The organism is Prevotella sp. FD3004 (assembly GCF_000746155.1).
GTDB lineage: Bacteria > Bacteroidota > Bacteroidia > Bacteroidales > Bacteroidaceae > Prevotella.
In genome coordinates this window covers 218,460-240,439 of sequence record NZ_KN050820.1, presented here as the reverse complement: position 1 = coordinate 240,439, position 21,980 = coordinate 218,460, and the positions used below count along the sequence as shown (strand labels likewise).

At 49.7% G+C, this 21,980-nt stretch carries 13 protein-coding genes; 3 read left to right on the top strand and 10 right to left on the bottom strand.

What is annotated here, in order from left to right; translation table 11 throughout:
• Positions 1-7: 7 nt before the first annotated feature.
• Positions 8-1,618, bottom strand: coding sequence for a RagB/SusD family nutrient uptake outer membrane protein (locus tag T325_RS11530; protein WP_036914145.1), 1,611 nt, complete (start codon positions 1,616-1,618; stop codon positions 8-10).
• A 23-nt stretch (positions 1,619-1,641) separates the two neighbouring features.
• Complete coding sequence (locus tag T325_RS11525; protein ID WP_036914142.1) at positions 1,642-4,821, bottom strand: SusC/RagA family TonB-linked outer membrane protein; 3,180 nt, start codon at positions 4,819-4,821, stop codon at positions 1,642-1,644.
• A 270-nt stretch (positions 4,822-5,091) separates the two neighbouring features.
• Here T325_RS11525 and T325_RS11520 point away from each other — a divergent pair, with 270 nt between their 5' ends.
• Positions 5,092-6,117, top strand: coding sequence for a LacI family DNA-binding transcriptional regulator (locus tag T325_RS11520; protein WP_036914139.1), 1,026 nt, complete (start codon positions 5,092-5,094; stop codon positions 6,115-6,117).
• Between the two features lie 35 nt (positions 6,118-6,152).
• A complete protein-coding gene (locus tag T325_RS11515; protein WP_036914137.1) occupies positions 6,153-7,454 on the top strand; it encodes an MFS transporter in 1,302 nt (433 codons plus the stop codon).
• A gap of 4 nt (positions 7,455-7,458) precedes the next feature.
• Here T325_RS11515 and T325_RS11510 read toward each other — a convergent pair whose 3' ends face one another.
• Genes T325_RS11510 through T325_RS11500 form a run of 3 tightly spaced genes read right to left on the bottom strand, consistent with a single transcriptional unit; the run spans position 7,459 to position 10,513 of the window.
• On the bottom strand, positions 7,459-7,935 hold the full coding sequence (locus T325_RS11510; RefSeq protein ID WP_036914135.1) for a DUF4625 domain-containing protein: 477 nt from the start codon (positions 7,933-7,935) through the stop codon (positions 7,459-7,461).
• 12 nt (positions 7,936-7,947) lie between these two features.
• The gene (locus T325_RS11505) at positions 7,948-8,367 is read right to left on the bottom strand and encodes a hypothetical protein (RefSeq protein ID WP_036914133.1); all 420 of its coding nucleotides are present in this window, start codon (positions 8,365-8,367) and stop codon (positions 7,948-7,950) included.
• 31 nt (positions 8,368-8,398) lie between these two features.
• Positions 8,399-10,513 (bottom strand): TonB-dependent receptor, encoded by a 2,115-nt coding sequence (locus tag T325_RS11500; protein WP_036914130.1) that lies wholly within the window; start codon positions 10,511-10,513, stop codon positions 8,399-8,401.
• On the opposite strand from T325_RS11500, the gene T325_RS12760 reads away from it, so the two are divergent.
• Positions 10,500-10,703: a hypothetical protein gene (locus tag T325_RS12760; RefSeq protein WP_156097685.1), complete on the top strand. Its 204-nt coding sequence runs from the start codon at positions 10,500-10,502 to the stop codon at positions 10,701-10,703. The two genes, T325_RS11500 and T325_RS12760, sit on opposite strands and share 14 nt — an antisense overlap.
• Positions 10,704-11,108: 405 nt before the next feature.
• On the opposite strand, the gene T325_RS11495 is transcribed toward T325_RS12760, so the two are convergent.
• The 5 genes from T325_RS11495 to gltB all read right to left on the bottom strand — a co-directional run bounded on the left by T325_RS11495 (position 11,109) and on the right by gltB (position 21,465).
• Entirely contained in the window at positions 11,109-13,325 is a 2,217-nt protein-coding gene (locus T325_RS11495; RefSeq protein ID WP_036914128.1) for a glutamine synthetase III family protein, read from the bottom strand.
• Between the two features lie 11 nt (positions 13,326-13,336).
• Positions 13,337-14,572, bottom strand: coding sequence for an LL-diaminopimelate aminotransferase (locus tag T325_RS11490; protein ID WP_036914125.1), 1,236 nt, complete (start codon positions 14,570-14,572; stop codon positions 13,337-13,339).
• Between the two features lie 5 nt (positions 14,573-14,577).
• A complete protein-coding gene (gene dapF, locus T325_RS11485; RefSeq protein WP_036914123.1) occupies positions 14,578-15,396 on the bottom strand; it encodes a diaminopimelate epimerase in 819 nt (272 codons plus the stop codon).
• A 180-nt stretch (positions 15,397-15,576) separates the two neighbouring features.
• On the bottom strand, positions 15,577-16,938 hold the full coding sequence (locus T325_RS11480; protein WP_036914120.1) for a glutamate synthase subunit beta: 1,362 nt from the start codon (positions 16,936-16,938) through the stop codon (positions 15,577-15,579).
• A 33-nt stretch (positions 16,939-16,971) separates the two neighbouring features.
• A complete protein-coding gene (gene gltB / locus T325_RS11475; RefSeq protein WP_036914117.1) occupies positions 16,972-21,465 on the bottom strand; it encodes a glutamate synthase large subunit in 4,494 nt (1,497 codons plus the stop codon).
• Between the last annotated feature and the right edge of the window lie 515 nt (positions 21,466-21,980).

Genomic DNA, 21,980 nt, shown 5'->3' with positions numbered 1-21,980 from the left:
TTATTGATTAGTATCCAGGATTCTGCACATTGTCGTAAGTAGGCAACTGTGATGCGGGAATAGCATAGATGTTGCGGTATGTGTCAAAATTACGACCAGCATATGTACCACCCTTCCATTGCCACTTATAGTCAGAGTTTCCGCCAAACTTACCGAAGCGGATCAGGTCTACACGGCGACGGCCCTCGAAGTAGAACTCACGAGCCCACTCATCAAGAATATCATCCAGTGAATAACTTGTCTTTTGTGTAGCATGAGCACGAGCACGAACGGCATTGATAGCATTAACAGCTTCAGCTGTTGCTTTGCCACCATTAGCACGGGTCAGAGCTTCTGCATAGGTAAGATAGGCTTCAGCAGCACGGAGGAAGAAGAAATCTGCATCCATAAAAGTAGCATCGTGACCAGAACTTCCATCAGACTTGTAGTTGATGAACTTGGCAACTGCATAGCCGTTCTTAAAGGTGGCACGGTCAAGATTGTTCAATTCACGGCCAACACCATCAAAGATGGCACGATCATCGCCTGCAGCAACTACCATCTCATATGAAGGTACCTGAGGAGCATCCAGATTCGGGAAGAACTTCTGAATCAGACTTGGACGGGTGCGGTTACCGCCCCATACCTGACCTGACAGGCCGTTTGTACCATTAGGATCATTGGGGTTAGCATGCATGTCGCTGTCAAAGCTTCCTGCACACAGGAACTGAGAGGTACCCCATGATGTGGTGGTCAGACCATCCTGGAGAATGGGGAAAATTGCTTCTACAGAAGCTGCGCTCTCACCATTGTCGCCCATAAAGAGCATCTGGTAAGCAGACCATCCGTTAACAGATGTGGTATTCAGCTTGTAAGCAGAGTCAATCACCTTCTTGGCGTACTCGGCTGCCTTTGCCCACTGTGCGGTACCTGTGTAGACCTCTGCATTCAGATATAGACGTGAGAGCAGGATCCAGGCTGCAGCCTTATCAACACGGCCGTATCCGCTATCTGAGGACTTCTTGGGTGCTGCGGCAGAAAGGTTTGGCTCGATATTCGTGAGGAGTTCCTCCTCCAGCCAGCTATAAATCTCCTGGCGGCTCATGATAACTGGCTTGGCTAGTGTCTCAGAGAAAGGAACGCGTCCGAAAGCATCCATCAACAGATAATAGTCCAAAGCACGAAGGAAACGAACCTCGGCAGTCATCGTAGCATCATAGTCGGCTGCGATATTCAGATACTGGTTACAATAGGTAATACCTGTTGTCAGACGTGCAAAATATCCATTCAGCATGGGGTGAGACTCGTCGTATGTGTTGAAGCAAGATTGTTCGATACCATCATCACCCCAGCCATTGATAGCCTCATCGGTAGGTAATTCGTTTGAATTCCACATCTGGCGAATGAAACCTGATGTACCGCCATCGATACCGTCAATATCACAGTCGCCGTTAGCACCGCCGTTGCCGGCCATAGCTATGTTTGCATAGCACTTGTTGAACAGACCTTCTGCGCTGACCTCTGTAGACATGTTGGGATCCAGTGGATCAACATCGAGGTCCTTGACACATGATGTGGCGCCAAATACAAGTGTAAGGCCTGCTGCGATAGGCATTATATTCTTGATAAACTTTTTCATTGTCTTATTTTCTTAATGGTAAATTAAAGACTCAAATTGACACCAAGGATGAATGAGATAGGACGCGGATACATGTTGCTGTCAAAGCCGTTAGCTACCTCAGGATCAAGCCCTTTGTATTTGGTGATTGTAAACACGTTGCTAACTGTTCCGTAAACACGGCCGTTCAGTTTCTTGAAGAGATCGCTGAAGCTATAGCCGAGAGTGATATTATCACACTTCAGGAACGAAGCATTGTGCACGTAGAAGTCAGAGAGCTGTGACGTAATCTGGTATGTCTGCCAGTTACGGCCAATAGCCTCATGTGTATAGTTATTCATATAAAGCAGCGAACTCTTCCATACCTCAGTCGGGCTTACGTTGGCCATTCCCTGCTCAATATTGTTGTACACATAGTTACCAATGCTGGCACGGAGAGAGAATCCGAAGTCCCAATCCTTATATTCCATACGAGAGGCAAGACCCATGGTTACGGGAGGTGCCGGGCTCTTATAGAAGTACTTGTCGGCCTGTGTAATAATACCATCACCATTACGGTCTACAACAGCGTTCTCAATGGGCTTTCCATTCTGATCGTATGCCTGCTGGAATACCAGGAATGAGTTGATGGGGTGACCCACCTGCTGATACTCGAGATAACGGTCTACACCGATCTTCACGTCTTTGGTCTGTGGAACGGGAGAACCATCACTTGACACACCGTTCAGGTCGGTAATCTCATTATGGTTATATGTGAAGTTGTAATCAATTGTCCAATAGAAATCTTTGTTCTGGATCGCCTTCCAACTGATGGTAGCTTCAATACCCTTGTTCTCCAGTGAGCCGATGTTCTGCCAACTCTGGTTACGATATGCAGAGAGTGCCAGTGTAGGAGCATAGTTCAGAAGGTCTGTCGTCTTGCGATAGTATACATCAACTGTTCCTGTCAGACGCTGGTTGAACAATCCCCAGTCAAGACCGATATTGTAGGTGGTCGTTGTCTCCCACTTCAACTCTGGTGTGTAGTTGTCTGGACGGTAAAGTAAACCGTCTCCCGCTACTGGATAGTAACTGTCGGTACCTTTGTTCTTGGTATAGGTAGCAATCCAGCTGTAGTCGGGAACGGCACCTGCCTGCTGACCTGTCTTACCATAGCTCAGACGGAGTTTGAGATCACTCAGAGCCTCCACATTCTTCAGGAAAGGCTCTTCGTTGATTTTCCATGCCAAAGCCAGCGATGGGAACAATGCCCAATGTTCCTTGAAACGAGAAGAACCGTCATTACGGAGTGTAAAGGTCAGCATGTAGCGGTCTAACAGAGAATAATTGGCACGTCCGAAGAATGATACCAGATAGCTGTCGGTACGGAAATGATATGGCGTATGGGGACGTTCGTTGACGGCATTGCCATAAGGCATATTTGTTTCCGGATTGATTGACATAGGATCTATCCATCTTGGACTAGTTGAAGGATAGTATCCACAATAGTCACTCTTCTCATCACGCCAGAAGTGTTGCCATTCATAACCAGCCATCACATCAACATGATTCTTAAGCTGATCATTGAAGTCATGATAATATTGGGCATAGGTTGACAACTGAAGGTTACGCTTCAGAATCTTCTCATCTCCCCAGTTTCCATAATAGATAGACTTTGGATACCAAGGCTGCTCGTTTCTATACTGCTTACCTTCTGAGACGTCAGCACCAAGAGTCAAGTGCAGGCGCAGATCCTCAAAGCCATGGACTTTATAGTCGATGTCAGCACTACCGATGAACGAACGGCTGTTAGCATGCTCATTGCGACCATACAACAATGATAATGGGTTTGGCATGCTGGCTACGCCATTAACGGTATAAGGCCATGTCGTATCCTTGTCATAGTCAGCAGCTACGGGCCACTGGAAGTATCCATTGAAGTTTCTTAAGGTCTGATCCAGCTTGTCACCCAGCAAATCCTTATGATACTGTGACGTAAATCCGTAAGGACTCTGAGTCGGGTCAAAAAATACAGCAGAACTGATAGCGGCCATCTCGGCATATCTTGTCTTGGCATACATTCCCTTTGCATTAAGATTCATGGTTAAGTGATTGTCCATGAAAGAAGGATTCAGGTTCAGGGCTGCTGTCACACGCTGGAAATCAGTCGTCTTCAAAATACCCTCCTGATCGGTGTAGCCCACAGAAGCACGGTATGGCAAATTTTTCAGAGCACCAGCAATAGTTACATTATGATCATGGCTGACAGCGGTACGATAAATTTCGTTCTGCCAATCAGTATTGGCGGTACCTAATGCATAAATAGGCAGAATAGTATTCCCGTCAGTATCTACATATTGACCTTCGGCATTTGTAAGGAACTGTCCATCGGCATTTCTTACGCCATACATATTCTTGATAAAATCGCGATACTCGTTGCCATTCATCACATCAATCGTGCTCTTCTTGGCGCTGACAGTCATGGAGCCACTGTAGGTCACGGTCGGCTTCATACCATTACGTCCCTTCTTTGTGGTGATAATGATTACGCCATTAGATCCACGGCTACCGTAGATAGCTGTAGCGGAAGCATCCTTCAGAACGTTGAATGACTCGATATCCTGCGGATTAATCATTGACAATGCATTGGACAAACCTTTGACACCTTCGTTGTCCATTGCCAAACCGTCAATAACAATCAATGGGTCGTTTGAGGCATTCAGTGAAGAGCCGCCACGGACACGAATCTGTGCACCTGCACCAGGAGCACCATCGTTGGTGACGATGTTCACACCAGCAACCTTTCCGGATAACATGTCCTGCGGGTTAACCACAAGACCCTTATTCTTGGCATCTGGCTTGAGTGCGGCAACAGAACCTGTCAAGTCACTCTTCTTCACTGCACCATAACCGATAACCACAACCTCATTGAGCACTGCGGCATCGTCTTGCAGAATTACTTCTACAGTAGGAGCTGCCTTTACCGTCTGTGGCTGGTAGCCGATATAGGTGACGGTAATGTTTGCATCTTGATTGGCTTTCAAGACGAAGTTACCATCGAAATCAGTCACGGTAGCGGTCTGAGTGCCGTCAACGCGTACTGTTGCACCGATAATGGGTTCGCCTGTAGCATCTTTCACATGGCCTTTGACATCAATCTGAGCAAAGGCGCCTACCGATAGGAATAGCCCGAATAAAAGGGCAAGCATCCTAAGCGGAAACTGAATGTTTACCTGCTTCATCATTACTTTTAATTAGAGTTATTTTTGTTATATGTTATATTGTCTTAAGCTTGTTGGGCTTGGTTTTAATTTATCGTAAATTGACGTCTGTCAGTGGTTTATGGTGCAAAGTTAGTTTTTCTTTCAATACGTTGTACTTTTTTTGCTTAAAAAGATGCGAAAGAGCCGCGCAAACGTTTGCATACGAGTGTACTTATTTAAATATATACTAAAATTTGGTTATTATCACGAATTGCACTATCTTTGCAAACGCATCTTCATAATTAAAAACCAATGGAAGAAAAGATTCCGATGACAATGAAGGACATCGCTAAAGAATTCGGAGTTTCTGTAGCGACGGTTTCGCGTGCGTTGAAGGATTCGCCTCGTATCAGTGAAGAGCGGCGGCGAGTTATTCAGCAATATGCTCGTGAACATAATTTCTATCCTAATGCCATTGGTGAAGCCTTGCGCCATAGTAGGGTGATGCCCCAACGAGTGATAGGTGTCATCGTGCCAGAGTTTACACATTATTATTTTTCTTCAATTCTGACAGGCATTGAAGAATCCGCGGCATTGCGTGGCTATCGCATCATGGTGGCTCTCAGTGGCGAACAGTATGAACGTGAGGCTTATATTTGTGAGAATTTCCTTCGCTATAAGGTGTGTGGGGTTATTGTTTCTCAGGCCAAGGATACGAAAAACTATGATCATTACCAAAGACTGTTGGATGCTGGTATCCCTTTGGTGTTCTACGATCGTATTTGTACAGGTGTTAATGCCAGTCGTGTGGTGGTTGATGACTATATGGGAGCCTATAATGCTGTGACTCATCTAATAGAAACGGGATGTAAACGTATTGCGTTCTATGGAGGTCCAATGCAGTTGGAGATTTCCAAGAATCGTTTTAATGGTTACAAGGATGCGCTATTGAAACATGGAATGAAAGTTGACGAGTCAATTATCCGAGTATGTGATAACCGCGGTGAGGCCGAAGTTATGACGCCTGAGATTCTTGCCATGGATAATCGTCCCGATGGTTTCTTTGCTGTTAATGATGATACGGCCATTGGTGTTCTATATACAGCAAAACATGCAGGTTTCAGGGTACCAGAGGATATTTCTATTTGCGGATTTACTAATGGGCAACGTGCGGTGGCTTGTGACCCCATGTTAACGACAGTAGAGCAACGAGGACATCGCGTGGGAGAGGAAGCTGTTGGGATTCTTATGGATAAGGTTGAAGGTCTCTTGCCGTTGGATAAGGTAGAGAAACGTGTTGTTCGTACTCGACTTGTCATCCGCGGTACAACTCGCTAAAATCATTGTTAGATAACTAAAAAACTAAATATAATATGAAAGTTAAACCCGATTTGTCCTTTTGGAAACTGTGGAATCTGAGTTTTGGATTTTTTGGTGTGCAGATAGCTTATGCTCTGCAAAGTGCGAACATCTCACGTATCTTTGCTACGTTAGGTGCAGACCCTCATAATCTGAGTTATTTCTGGATATTGCCTCCGTTGATGGGTATCCTTGTACAGCCCATAGTCGGTACTCTGAGCGACAGAACCTGGACACGTTTTGGTCGACGTATACCTTATTTATTTATAGGTGCTGCTGTCGCTGTATTGGTCATGTGCTTGTTGCCTAATTCCGGCTCTCTTGGTCTGACTATAGGAGCGGCTATGATTTTCGGACTGGTTGCCCTGATGTTTCTTGATACGAGTATCAATATGGCTATGCAGCCTTTTAAAATGCTAGTGGGTGATATGGTTAACGAGAAACAGAAAGCCAAGGCTTATTCGATACAGTCTTTTCTTTGTAACGCAGGTTCGGTGATGGGTTATGTATTCCCATTCGTATTTACATTTATCGGCATTAGCAATGTGGCCGAGAAGGGTGTTGTGCCAGACTCTGTTATTTGGTCGTTCTATATAGGTGCCGCTATTCTTATTCTTTGTGTTATTTATACCACTTCCAAAGTCAAGGAATGGAATCCGCAGGATTATGCGGAGTATAATCCGGTTTCTGAAGAGAAAGAAGATAGTGCTAGTTGGATTAGTCTATTGAAGAATGCTCCTTCTACGTTTTGGAAAGTTGGATTGGTGCAGTTCTTTTCTTGGGCGGCTATGCTGTATATGTGGAATTATACCACAGGTTCTATTGCAGAGGTTGTTTGGAATACGACAGATGCTTCGAGTGAGGCATTCCAAGAGGCAGGAAACTGGACAGGTATCCTTTTCGCTGTTCAGGCTGTTGGTTCTGTGCTATGGGCTGTGCTTCTGCCTCAGTTCAAGAATACGAAGGTGGCCTATTCCGTTAGTCTCGTTATTGGTGCAGTTGGCTTCTGTATGGTACCTTATCTTCACAATCAATACATGCAGTTTATTCCGTTCTTGATGATTGGCTGTGCTTGGGCTGCTATGCTCGCTATGCCTTTCACTTTCGTGACGAATGCTTTACAAGGATACGGGCATATGGGAGCTTATCTCGGTCTTTTCAATGGAACCATATGTATTCCACAGATTGTGGCCGCTCTCTGTGGTGGAGTCCTCCTCTCGCTTGTTGGTCACCACCAGTCTACAATGATGATTGTTGCAGGTATCTGTTTTCTGATTGCTTCTGCCTGTGTCTTTGTGATTAAGGATAAGAAATAGTAATCTACTCTACAATCTTGATGGCCACGGCATGGAGCTGTTGCCAACCAGCGCGATCGGTGAGGCGAATCATGAAATGATAGTCGCCAGGATCGATATCGGCGGGAATCTGAATGTCATGGCGGGCATCGTAAGTGCGCTGACCAGAAGGAATGGAGAAGTCTCGGTTATAGACCCAGGGATTCTTTGGGTCTTTCTGCGCATCCATGGGACATTCGGCGGCGGTGGTGCTGTGGGTGTGGTGGTCGAAGTTGTTGTGAATCTCGATGTTGTAAGCACCCAATTCTTGGTCGTCGGTCATAATATAATGAAAGGGAATAACGTCGCCGCGGTGGTACTGCTGGCAGTCAATAGGGTTGGCGGTGATCCCCTGTTCGCTGATGACGGGCTGCTGCATGTCTTTCTGCTCCTCGTCATCGCTGCCGCTGCACGCACTGAGTGCGCACAGCAGCATGACGGAATAGATAGTGTTTCGTTTCATATCGTGTAATTATTATTCGTCTTCATCTTCCTCCTCAGCCGTGATGTCCTTCTGAGCAGTAACTGATTGTCCTTCGGCATCTGTGACGGTCATCTTGAGCAGGTCACCCTCCTCGACGTTCTTTCCGTTGATATCGACGTGTACGTGGAAGCCGTCAATATTGAGAACACCTATATATTTGTTATCAGTCACAGGGTATGTGACTTTGGTACTCCCGTCCTTGCCTGTAATGGTGAGCAAGATGGCTGATGTGCGACCTTTGGCTATGACGTCGGCCTGAACACAGAGAATGTCACCTTCAATGTTTGCTTCATTAAGGGTAATCTGGGGTGCTGGCAACTTGTCGTCGTCATCGTTGCTGCATGCAGTGAAACAGATAGTGAGTACTGTGAAGAGAGCCAGCATAAGGCTCATATTGATAATCTTTTTCATTGTTGTATACTTTTATTTAATGAATGAATGTTTAGAACTCCAGCCCCACCATTAGTGAGACATTACGCCCGGGTTCGGGTACGTCAATAAGGCGGTAATAGCTGGTGTGGTCGTAATATCGGCGATTGAGCAGGTTGTCAGCGTGCAGGGCGATATTGTACTTGCAACCATGTAAGGAAATCTGCTTGCCTGCCGAGAGATTCAGCGTCCAATGACCATCGGTAGGTTTCTCGGGCGGCACTATTTCGTGCTGCGCTCCTACAATGTGGGCGTTCAAGCCCACGAAGGTATTGCCATGCCATTGGAACGAATATTTCACGTCTGCATCCACCGACCATGGTGTACTGAAGGGTAGCGTGTAGCCTTTCTTCTGTCCCGAGAGTTGCTCGGCATAGAGGTACTCGCCTTTCAGCTCACTCTCCCAGTGGCGGTTGATGACCCATGTCGCCTGTGCCTCTACACCATAGCGTAGCACACGGGCCTGGGTGTAGTGGTAGAGTTGAAGCCCTTCCACATACTGAGCCGTTGGGTTCAGGTAGATGTAGTTAGGGAAGTAGTTCACGTAGGGATCCACCTGTAAACACACTACGTCGTTGTCCCAATGGATGCCCATGTCAATCTGGTAGCTCTCCTCAGGGTCAAGATCGGCATTGCCACGCTCGTAACGGAAAATGTGATAGTTTACCCCGTCTGCTCCCAATTCCTTGGGGATGGGTACGCGGAAACTCTTACCCACATTGGCTTTCAGTATCCATTGGCCTACGGCGTAGTTGATACCTGTCGACCAGGTAAGACTCGTGAAACGCCGGTCTATATCGGCTGAGCGCTCCTTATAGACAGAGTCACTATTGACTGTCGGCGTGAGGAACCAGTCGTGATAGCTGCTGATATGAGTATTGGCATGGTCAAGTCTGACACCAGCGTTCAGCTTCAGCCGTTCGTTGATGGTGTAGCAGTCCATCGCGTAAACACCTATGCTAGCCGTTTCGAAGTCGGGGATGATAAAGCCCCAGCCGCCGCGTCGGTTGTGTTGATACTCACCGTTCATACCCATGCTTAACTCATGATGCTTGCTCAATTCGAAATGCATGCCGATGTTGGCTGTCAGTGTATTCTTCACGAAGCGGCGTTCCAATGTGCCGTTGGGCTTTGGCATATAACCATGACTCACGGGTTCGCTTAGTTCCTCGCGATGATTGTTCTGCCACGCCAGATTTGCTTCCCAACGCAGACGGTCGCCCTGCCATGAGGTATGGCTAAGCACTTTCAGATGATTTACCCACTGATAGGGCAGGTCCACGTCACGTCGCGAGCTGTCGTAATCGATGTCTGAGAGACGAACCTCCAGACCATGGGCATTAGCAAAGAAACCGCTCTTTGAATACGAGTCGCTGATGCGTATGTCTGTATGGAAACGGTAGCCTGCATAGCCTATCATCACGCTGCCGTCGCGCTCGCACCCAGCGGTATTTCGAAGTCGGCGGTCTTTCAGACGAATCCAGTAGCTGTAATACTGAATACTATCAGTTGGTACACGGTAGTCGGCATAATCGATGAGTGTAGCACCGGCGCGGAAGAACCAGTTCCCTCGGTGTCCGCCAAACTTCGCCGTCACCCCCAGTTGTTCATTGTTCGAGCGCCCGAAAAACTGCACGCTGCCGCTTAAGGGCTCTGTGGGCATATGGTTGGTGTAGAGGCTAAGGACGCCGCCGATGGCATCGCTGCCATAGAGTAGTGCTGCCGGACCTTTGATGACCTCTGCGCGATCTACCGCAAATTGGTCTATCTCCAGCCCATGGTCGTCGCCCCACTGCTGTCCTTCGTGCTTGATACCGTCCTCACTCACTACCATACGATTATAGCCTAGCCCGCGTATTGTTGGCTTCGACTGTCCTGAGCCGATGGCCATCGCCTTTACGCCGGGAATGCCTTCCAAAGTCTGCATTAGCGAACCCGAGAAATGCTGCTGCAGGTAGTCGTGGCTTACCTGCACTGCCGACTGCGACGAGCGCATCTGATAGTCACGCTGTCGCTGTCCGCTTACAGTCACGCCTCTCAGCACCACTGTCGTATCCTCTGGAGCTATCTGGCTCTGATTATCGGCCACGCACACCATCAGTGCCGCAGCCAGAATGGATAATGTCATGATTCTGTCTCCATTTCTAGTGTTAATAAGAATCGGCTATGCCGCTTGCCTAAGCAAGAACTACTGCTGGCATCCTTTGTTGGATGTCAGTTTCCCTTCTGATGCTAAATGGAGAAAGCAGGAGGAGCCCGTAGGCCAACGATGCCGCTGTAGGCAACACAGACATGGTGCTGCCGAGCATCGATTCTGACGCTGACCACATTATTTAAAATAATAAGACAGACAGCGGCAGTAGCAATAAAAGTGAGGGAAAGAAACTGGCATAATACGCAGTCGTGCGCCCAATGGGACATAGTCGTCATGTGGCCATGACAGCTATGATGTATGCAATCGGCACACTCAGTCTCAGCCGTTGAGGCACTGCCCTCATGAATATGAAGTGACGAGAAAACTAGCATTGGCAGGAAAACCGCCAATAGTATCCACGAGGCAATATGTCGTTTTGTTTTCAAGTTCACGGCTGCAAAGGTAGTGCTTTTTTCTTTTTTCACCAAATTCTCTCTTCAAAATAACATTAAATAGGTATATAACATAAACCCGATGCAATCACTGCATCGGGTTTACTGCAAGTTTCAAACAACCAAAATGTTGAATACTATCGGATGAAGAGTAGTTCGCGATATTTTGGTAATGGCCAGAGACTGTCATCAACGATGAGCTCCAACTTATCTATCTGATAGCGGATTTCATCGAGCTTCGGCTCAACCTTATCGTGATAGGCGATGGCTTTATCATACTCGCCCTCAATCTTGTTGGCCAGTTTACGAGCATTGACAAGTTCCTCAACACCCTTCTCTATGGTGCTGGTACGCTCGGCAATCTCCTCGATAATCTTCAGGTTGCGTGCGTTCAGCTTCTCTGCCTTTTCAACAGAAAAGACTGTTGAGACACTATCAACGTTCTTCAGCAGCGCACTCTGATAACGTGTGGCTACAGGGATGATATGGTTCATTGAGAGGTCTCCCAATACGCGGGCCTCAATTTGAATTTTCTTAGTGTAGGTCTCCCACTTCACCTCGTTGCGAGCTTCGAGCTCTTTCTTGGTCATCACGCCCAGACTCTCAAACATCTCGATGCTCTCCTTGTCAAGGTAACGCTCAAAGATCTTCGGGCAAGACTTCTCAACATCGAGTCCGCGTTTTTCTGCCTCAGCGACCCACTCGTCAGAGTAACCGTTGCCGTCGAAACGGATAGGCTTGCAGGCCTTGATATCATCACGCAGCACATCAATGATGGCATGGAAAGTGGCGCTATGTCCTGTGCCTTCGAGTTTCTTAGTAAGTTCAGGGATGCGGGCATCAACGCGTTTCTTGAACGAGATGAGAGCCTCGGCGACAGCAGAGTTAAGTGCAATCATCGCACTGGCGCAGTTGGCCTCAGAACCTACGGCACGGAATTCGAAACGGTTACCGGTAAAAGCGAAAGGCGATGTGCGGTTACGATCGGTATTGTCAATGAGCAGTTCTGGAATCTCGGGGATGTCCATCTTCATGCCCTGCTTGCCCGCCATGGCGAGGATGTCGTCCTGATCAGCCTTCTCAATATGGTCGAGCAACTCACTTACCTGACGACCCAAGAAAGAAGATATGATGGCAGGAGGAGCCTCGTTGGCGCCCAGACGATGAGCGTTGGTAGCACTCATGATAGAAGCCTTCAGCAGTCCGTTGTGCTTGTATACACCCATCAGAGTCTCAACGATGAAGGTTGCGAAGCGCAAGTTCTGCTCGGGGGTCTTACCTGGTGCGTGAAGAAGAATGCCGTTGTCGGTGCTCAGGCTCCAGTTGTTGTGCTTACCGCTACCATTGATACCTGCGAAAGGTTTCTCATGGAGCAGAACACGGAAGCCGTGCTTGCGAGCCACTTTCTTCATGACAGACATGAGCAGCATATTGTGGTCAACAGCCAAATTAGTCTCTTCGAAGATAGGTGCCAATTCGAACTGGTTAGGTGCCACCTCGTTGTGACGTGTCTTGCAAGGAATACCCAGTTCAAGAGCTTCTATCTCCAACTCACGCATGAAAGCAGCCACACGTTCGGGGATGGAGCCGAAATAGTGGTCATCCATCTGCTGGTTCTTTGCAGAGTCGTGTCCCATCAGCGTACGGCCTGTCAGCAGCAGGTCGGGACGGGCAGCATATAGTCCTTCGTCAACAAGGAAGTATTCCTGTTCCCATCCGAGGTTTGAAGTAACTTTCTTCACGCTGGGGTCGAAATAATGGCAAACATCAGTAGCAGCCACGTTAACAGCATGAAGGGCACGGAGCAAAGGTGCTTTATAGTCAAGTGCCTCACCGCTATAGGAAATAAATACGGTAGGGATACAAAGAGTGTCTTCGATAATGAATACAGGACTTGTGGGATCCCATGCAGAATATCCGCGAGCCTCAAAGGTTGAACGGATACCGCCAGAGGGGAATGAAGAGGCATCAGGCTCCTGCTGAACGAGCAGTTTGCCGGTGAACTCCTCAACCATACCGCCCTTGCCGTCGTGCTCAATGAATGAGTCGTGCTTCTCGGCGGTGCCTTCAGTCAGAGGTTGGAACCAGTGTGTATAGTGTGTAACGCCGTTTTCGGTGGCCCATTGCTTCATACCTTCAGCCACGGCGTCGGCAATCTTACGATCCAGACGTGCACCATTGTCCATTACGTCAATCATCTTCTCATAGACGTCCTTGGGCAGGTACTTGTACATCTTCTCACGGTTAAAGACCTTGCTTCCGAAGAACTTTGCTGGTCTTTCACTTGGTGTTTTTACGTCGAGTGGCTTTTTCTTGAAAGCCTCACCGACAACCTGAAATCTTAATGTTTCCATAATGTGTAGTTTTAATGTGATTTTGTCCAGTTCTCTATTCTCTGTAATGCCTCTTCCGTCTTTTCATGACTTCCGAAAGCAGTAAACCTTACATAACCTTCACCAGCGGGTCCAAAACCGACACCAGGGGTGCAGACTACGTTGGCTCCATAGAGCAGATTCTCGAAAAATTGCCATGAGCCGCTACTGTCAGGAGTGCGCATCCAGATGTAGGGCGCATTCTCGCCGCCATATACCTCAAAGCCCAATGCGCGAAGAGTGCTGAGCATCTTGTGGGCGTTCTGCATATAGTAGTCGATGGTGGCTTTTACCTGTTCTTTGCCGTCAGGGGTGTAGATGGCTTCGGCTGCACGCTGACTAATATAGCTGGTACCATTGAACTTCGTACATTGACGACGGTACCACAATGGGTTTAAGGGAATACGCTCGCCCGTAAGTGTTGAGGCTGTCAGGTCTTTAGGCACTACGGTGTAGCCACAGCGGATGCCCGTGAAACCGGCAGTCTTCGAGTATGAGTGGAACTCGATAGCACAACGGCGGGCACCACGTATTTCATAGATGGAGTGCGGGATGTCGTCGTCCTGAATATAAGCTTGATAAGCGGCATCATAGAAAATGAGCGTATCGTTCTTCAGGGCGTAGTTCACCCACTTGCGCAATTCTTTCTTTGTGATGACCATACCTGTGGGGTTGTTCGGATAACACAGGTAGATAACATCAACGCGACGGTCGGGAATCTGGGGCACGAAGCCGTTCTCAGCCGTACAAGGCATGTAAATCACGTTCGACCATTTGCCATTCTCTACCGTTCCTGCACGGCCTATCATGACATTCGAGTCGATATATACGGGATAGATAGGGTCTGTGACGCCAATGGAGTTGTCCCAGCGGATGAGTTCCTGGATGTTACCAGTATCGCTCTTTGCTCCGTCGTTAATGAAAATCTCGTCAATATCAAGGTGGATGCCACGAGGCAGGAAGTCGTTCTTCAGGATGGCTTCACGCAGGAAGTCATAGCCTTGTTCCGGACCATAGCCTCTGAAGCCGTCGGCAGTTCCCATTTCGTCGGCAGCCTTGTGCATGGCTTCTACAACAGCGGGACAGAGTGGTTGTGTTACATCGCCGATACCAAGCGAAATAACGTCTGCCTTTGGATGCATCACCTTGAAAGCATTCACTTTCTTGGCAATGTCTGCAAACAGATAGTTGTTTGGCAGTTTCAGGAAATGTTCGTTTACTAATGCCATATGTGTTATATTTCTATTTGTCCGTCAAAAACAAATTCAGCGGGACCTGTCATGTATACATGATTATCGGCTTCACGCCATTCGATAGAGAGTGTTCCGCCATCCATCACGATTTGTGATGTGCGCCCAGCCTGCCCTGTGATAGCTGCTGCAACGGCAGTTGCGCAGGCACCTGTTCCACAGGCTTGTGTAATGCCGCTTCCGCGTTCCCAGACACGGGTTCGTATATTGCCGTCGGGCCTGATATTGGCAAACTCGATGTTGCAGCGTTGCGGGAAAGCGGGATGCTGCTCAAGTATGTGTCCGCTCTCGCCTACCTGCTCCACATTGTCAGTAAAGATCACATAATGAGGATTGCCCATCGAGACGAAAGTGCCATGACCTGGATTGCGTGATTCGATGAACTGCGATTCTTCCTCAAGAACAGGTTTTCCCATATCGACAGTGACACTTTCTACGACACCATCGTTGACAAGCAGGTTTAGTGTCTTGACGCCTGAGAGCGTCAACAGGCGGATTTCTGTCTGCTGCGTGAGCCCGCGTTCATATAGATATTTACCGATACACCTTGACGCATTTCCGCACATCATGGCTTCGCTGCCGTCGGCATTGAAGATGCGCATGGTAAAGTCGGCTTCGGGTACAGACGATTTGCCTATCAGCACCAGACCGTCGGAACCAATCCCTTTATGGCGGTCGCTCCAGCGTCGTGCTGTTTCAGAAGGATCGGGCACTTCATAGAGCATCGTGTTGACGTAGATGTAGTCGTTGCCACAACCATGCATCTTCGTAAAACCGATTTTCCGTGTCTCTTGATTGCTCATTGTCTTACAATTATGATCCTTTTGTTATTACTGGGTGCAAAATTAATGCAAAAAGTTAGAAAGACAAAACAATTCTAAACTTTTTGCATTAATAAAACAAAGCAAACTTTCAATTTGTTATTATTTAAAGCTAATATTCTTCCGAATTGTTACTCTAAATACACAAAACGTAGCATTTTGTTATAAATTGTAAGTTTTGCGAATATACTGGTCTACCTTTGTAGCAGTCTGACGTCCGCTGGCCATCGCACGTACTACGAGCGAGGCTCCGTTAGCGGCATCGCCACATACAAACACGTTCTCTGCATACTGAGGATGTTCGGGTTTCAGGAATCCCATGGCCAGCAGTACGAGTTCTGCCTTGATAATCTCGGGTTTGCCTTTCTCTACCATGATGGGACGCCCGCCCTCAGGATTGGGTTTCCAGTCAATCTCCTGCACTTTCACGCCTGTGAGTTTGCCGTCTTTGCCCAGGAATTCGAGGGTGTTGATGTTCCATCGACGCGTACAGCCTTCCTCGTGACTGCTTGTGGTCTTGAGAGTACGAGGCCAGTTAGGCCATGGATTCTGCGGGTCTTCAGGACCTTCAACGGGGCGTGGCATGATTTCAATCTGTGTCACGCTCTTACAACCCTGACGATGAGAAGTACCTATGCAGTCGCTACCTGTATCTCCGCCGCCAATCACGAGTACATTCTTGTCTTTGGCGGTGATGCGTTCGTCTTTCGAGAATTCCATACCTGCCAGTATGCGGTTCTGCTGGCTCAGCAGCTCTAGCGCGAAGTGTACACCTTTCAATTCACGGCCGGGAGCTTTCAAGTCTCTGGCTGTAGGAGTACCGGTGGCTACCACAACAGCGTCGTATTGCTTGGCGAATGCCTCGTCGCATTCGATGGCCTTGCCGTATTCGAACTTAATGCCCTCTTCTTCCAGAAGGTGCAGACGGCGGTCGATGATGGTCTTGTTGAGTTTGAAGTTGGGGATGCCGTAGCGCAGCAAACCGCCGATCGCCTCATTCTTCTCAAACACCGTCACCTCGTAGCCCATCAGGTTCAGGTCGTAGGCAGCTACAAGTCCTGCGGGCCCGGCTCCGATAACAGCCACTTTCTTACCGTTACGCACGATATCGGTGTGTGGCTGGATATATCCTTCGCGGAAAGCAGCCTCGGTGATGGCGCACTCGTCTTCTCGGTTGGTGGTCGGTTCGTGGTTGAAACGGTTCAGCACGCAAGCCTTCTCGCAGAGTGCAGGACAGATACGGCCCGTGAACTCGGGGAAGGGATTTGTGCTGTTCAGCAGGCGATAAGCCAGCTCCCAGTCGCCTTTATACAGAGCGTCGTTCCACTCGGGTGCTTTGTTGCCAAGCGGACAAGCCCAGTGGCAGAAAGGCACGCCGCAGTCCATGCAGCGGCTTGCCTGCAACTTACGTTCGCGGGTGCTCAGTGTTTGCTCCACCTCGCCGAAATCGTGTATTCTATCGTGAATCGGACGGTAGCCCGCCTCTTGGCGGTGTATCTCTAAAAATGCTTTTGGATTTCCCATCGTTATTTGCTTTTTTACCTTTTAACTTTCCGTTTAATAGTCGCGCTGCATATCAGCGATCTTCTGGCGCAGCTTGCTCATCTGTTCCTCCTGGAGCACACGTTTGTACTCGATAGGCACTACCTGGATGAAGTCTTCCACATAGCGCTGCCAATCGTCGAGCATGCGTCCTGCGAGTGCAGAACCTGTGTGCAGATAATGTTGGCGAATCAGTTCCAGCAGTTCCTTGCGCGAAACAGAGTCCTCTACGAGTCCGAGTTCCACCATATCCATGTTGCAGAAGTAGTCGAATGTGTGGTCGGGATCGTAGACATAAGCCACGCCGCCCGACATGCCGGCAGCGAAGTTGCGGCCAGTCTTGCCCAGTACTACCACGCGTCCGCCAGTCATGTATTCGCAGCAGTGGTCGCCGGCACCCTCGATGACGGCGATGGCGCCTGAGTTGCGCACACCGAAGCGCTCGCCCACCTTACCGTTGATGTAGAGCTCGCCCGAGGTGGCACCATAGAGACCTGTGTTGCCCGCAATGATGTTCTCTTCGGCATGGAAATTCTCACCGCTGCGTACAGGAGGCAGAATCGAGATGCGTCCGCCGCTGAGTCCCTTGCCGAAATAGTCGTTACACTCGCCTTCGAGTTTCAGGTTAACACCTCGGACGGCAAAGGCACCGAAGCTCTGTCCTGCCGACCCCTTGAACTTGATGTTGATGGTGCTGTCGGGCAGCCCCTGTTCTCCGTATTTCTTTGCGATGACGCCCGAGAGCATCGTTGTCACGGCGCGGTCTGTGTTACGGATAGCATAGTCGAGGGTTACCTCTTCTTGCGTATCGATGGCCTTCTTGGCTGCTTTGATTATCTCCTCGTCCTTCACGCCATGAACCTTTGTGAACTCGCCGCGGTCCCAATACAGAGGCTTGTCGGTCTCTGGCTTATGCAGCAGTCGGGCGAAGTCTATTGTCTTCTGTTTGTCTGTGGCGTTTGCGGTGTTCACCTCAATCAGTTCCGTGTGTCCGATAATCTCTTTCAGGCTCTTCACGCCGATTTCAGCGAGGTATTCGCGTACCTGTTCAGCGAGGAAGGTGAAGAAATTCACCACATATTCGGCACGGCCCTCGAAATGTTTGCGCAACTCAGGGTTCTGAGTGGCTACGCCCATCGGACACGTATTCGTGTTACACTTACGCATCATCACACAGCCCAGGACAATCAGCGGCAGCGTACCGAACGAGAACTCGTCGGCACCCAGCATGGCCATGATGATGACATCCTTGGCAGTCTTCAGCTGACCGTCGGTCTGTAGGCGAACCTGATTGCGCAGTCCGTTGATGACCAGTGTCTGCTGTGTCTCTGCGAGACCAATCTCGGGCGAGATACCTGCGAAGCGCATAGAGCTGGCAGGACTGGCGCCCGTACCGCCCTCGGCACCGCTGATCACGATGAGGTCGGCCTTGGCCTTGGCCACACCGGCGGCAATCGTTCCCACGCCGCTTTCGGCTACGAGTTTCACGCTCACGGCTGCCGTGGGGTTGATATTCTTCAGGTCGAAGATGAGCTGTGCCAGGTCTTCGATGCTGTAGATGTCGTGGTGAGGTGGGGGAGAGATGAGCGAGATGCCAGGAATGGCGTTACGCGTCTTGGCGATGATCTCGTTCACCTTAAAGCCAGGCAGCTGTCCGCCCTCACCGGGCTTCGCACCTTGTGCCACCTTAATCTGTATTTCCTCTGCGTTTACGAGGTATTCGGCAGTCACGCCAAAGCGTCCGCTGGCTATCTGTTTCGTTTTGCTGCTCAGGCTCACACCGTCCACCTCCGAGTGGTAGCGTGCGTTATCCTCGCCGCCCTCACCGGTATTCGAGCGTGCACCCAGTTTGTTCATTGCCAGCGCCAAAGCCTCGTGGGCTTCGATGCTCAGGGCTCCGAAACTCATGGCGCCCGTCACGAAGTGCTTCACGATGCTCTCTACGGGCTCCACCTCGTCGATAGGTGTGGGTTTTGCAGCCTTCTTCCAGCCGAAGAAGTCGCGTATGAAGATAGGACTGTCTTTTTCGTCCACGATGGCCGACCACTCCTTGAACTTCTTGTAGCTTCCCAGACGGGTGGCCAGTTGCAGGTTGGCGATGGTCTCGGGGTTCCAGGCGTGCTTGATGCCGTCTTTGCGCCATGCAAACTGTCCCTGGTTTTTCAAGAGAGTCTGTTCCTTCGCCTCTTCATGCAGTCGGATGGCGTCGCGCGCAATCTCTTTCAGTCCGATGCCGCCGATGGTGCTCACCTCTGTGCCGAAGTAGCGTCTCAGCAAGTCCTCGCTCAGTCCGATGCTCTCGAAGATCTTCGCACCGCGATAAGAGCGGATGGTCGAGATACCCATCTTCGACATAATCTTCTTCAGTCCCTTGTCCACAGCCTTGATATAGTTCTTTTCGGCCGTAGCATATTCCTCCTGAATCTTTCCTTTCTTCACGAGGTCGTCGAGGATGGCGAATGTCATATACGGACAGAGTGCTGAGGCACCGTAGCCCAGCAGCAGCGCTGCGTGCATCGTCTCGCGAATCTCGCCGCTCTCAACAATCAGTGCGGTCTGTACGCGCTTGCCCACGCTGATCAGGTAGTGGTGTACGGCGCTCACAGCCAACAGCGATGGGATGGCAGCGTGCTTCTCATCGATGTCGCGGTCTGTGAGGATGATGTAGTTCACACCCTCGTCGACGCTTGCCTCCGCCGCATGACAGAGGTCGTCGAGCGCTTTGCGCAGTCCCTCTTCGCCCTGCTCCATGTCGAAGAGCATGGCAAGCTTCTGCGTCTTGAATCCTTTGTATCGTATGTTGCACAGAATGTCGAGCTGCGTATTTGTCAGCACGGGCTGGGGCAGTCTCACCATCTTGCAGTTCGAGGCGTCAGGTGTCAGGATGTTGGTACCCACGGCACCGATATACTCCGTCAGACTCATCACCAGCTCCTCGCGGATGGGGTCGATGGCGGGGTTGGTCACCTGTGCGAACTGCTGACGGAAGTAGTTGAACAATACCTGCGGGCGGTCGCTCACCACAGCCAGCGGCGTGTCGTTACCCATGGCGGCTACAGGCTCCTGTCCTGCTGTGGCCATCGGTACGATTGTCTTGTCGATATCCTCCTGTCCGAAGCCGAACATCACGAGCTTCTGGGCATAGTCGCTTACCGCGTTGTCCACCTTGCGGCCGCTCTTCAGCTTCTCCAGCTGCACGCGGTTCTCGTTCAGCCATTCGCGGTAGGGATGAGCCTTTGCCAGCTGCTCTTTTATCTCACCGTCGTAGTATATCTTACCCTCTTGCGTGTCGATGAGCAGAATCTTGCCAGGCTGCAGTCGGCCCTTGCTCACCACGTCGCCCGGTTCGAAGTCCATCACGCCCACCTCGCTGGCCACAACCATCATACCGCCTTTGGTGATGGTGTAGCGGCTGGGGCGCAGTCCGTTGCGGTCGAGCATACCGCCAGCGAAACGTCCGTCGCTGAACAGCAGCGCTGCGGGACCGTCCCACGGCTCCATCAGGATAGAGTGATATTCGTAGAATGCCTTCAGGTCTTCGCTGATCGGGTTTTTGTCGTTGAAGCTCTCAGGCACCAGGATGGCCATCGCCTGAGGCAGCGAGAGTCCGCTCATCATCAGGAACTCAAACACGTTGTCGAGGCTGGCGCTGTCGCTCATGCCGTCCTGTACGATGGGGCGCAGTGCCTTGATGTCGCCCAGCGCCTCACTGCTCAGCACGCTCTCGCGAGCCTTCATCCATCCGCGGTTGCCGCGAATGGTGTTGATCTCGCCGTTGTGAGCCAGCAGTCGGAACGGCTGAGCCAGTTTCCACTTCGGGAACGTGTTGGTCGAGAAGCGCGAGTGTACCAGAGCCAGTCCGCTCGTGAAGTAGTCGTTCGACAGGTCGGGGAAGTAGCGTCGCAGCTGTCCGCTGGTCAGCATACCCTTGTAGATGATGTTCTTGTTCGACAGCGAGCAGATATAGAAGTCCTCGTTGTCAATGCGGTTCTCAATCTTCTTGCGAACCTTATATAATATGCGTTCAAACACGGGAACGTCCTCATCCGACACGCCCGTCACGAAAATCTGCTTGATGTCGGGCTCCACCTCGCGGGCTCCCGCTCCCAGCACCTCTGGATTGGTAGGCACGGCGCGCAAGTGCATCAGCTGCAGTCCTTCGCGCTCTATCTCCTCTATCATCACGCTCAGAATCTCCTGCTGAGCCTTCTGCTCTTTCGGTAGGAATACCAGTCCTGTGCCGTATTTCCCCTTTTCGGGCACGGGGATGCCCTGCAACAGAATAAACTCGTGGGGAATCTGAACCATGATGCCCGCACCGTCGCCAGTCTTGTCGCGTGTCTCAGCGCCTCGGTGCTCCATGTTCTCCAGCACTTTCAGCGCGTTGTCTACCAGCTCATGGCTCTTGTTGCCATGAATGTTCACCACCATGCCCACGCCGCAGGCATCGTGCTCATACGCTTGTTGGTAGAGTCCTTTTTCTTGGTCTTGATTTTTACACTTTGTCATATTATCCTTGCTTTTTCTATCTTTCTGTTCAAATTTGGCTGCAAAATTATATCAAAATGTAAATATAGGAGAATAGTGTCTTGCTTTTTAAATCTTAAAATCGCCCTCAACTTTCAGTTTGTAACAATCAGCCCCCTTTTTCTTTCAATACGATAAAAACGCCCCTTTATATCCCGTCCTCAACTTTCAATCTGTTATTTGAAGGTCTGTCAAACACTCGCGCTGCATCCTTTTGCCTCTACCCTTTTCTGCCTGAGTGTGTAGACGCATTTTGCTGCAGTTGTTGCAGTGTTGCAGTTCAAATCATGAAGTGTAAAAAGTGAAAAATTAATACTATATATTATATATATTATATATATATAAATATATAGACATATTTTTTAGGGTGCGGCAGTCTTGCAAACAACTGCAACACTGCAACAACTGCAGCAAATACGTCCGAAGTCCCAGGGCAAAGTGAGCCAGTTTGCTCGGAGTAAAGTGAGGGTTTCATTTATCGAACCCCCGACTTTCCT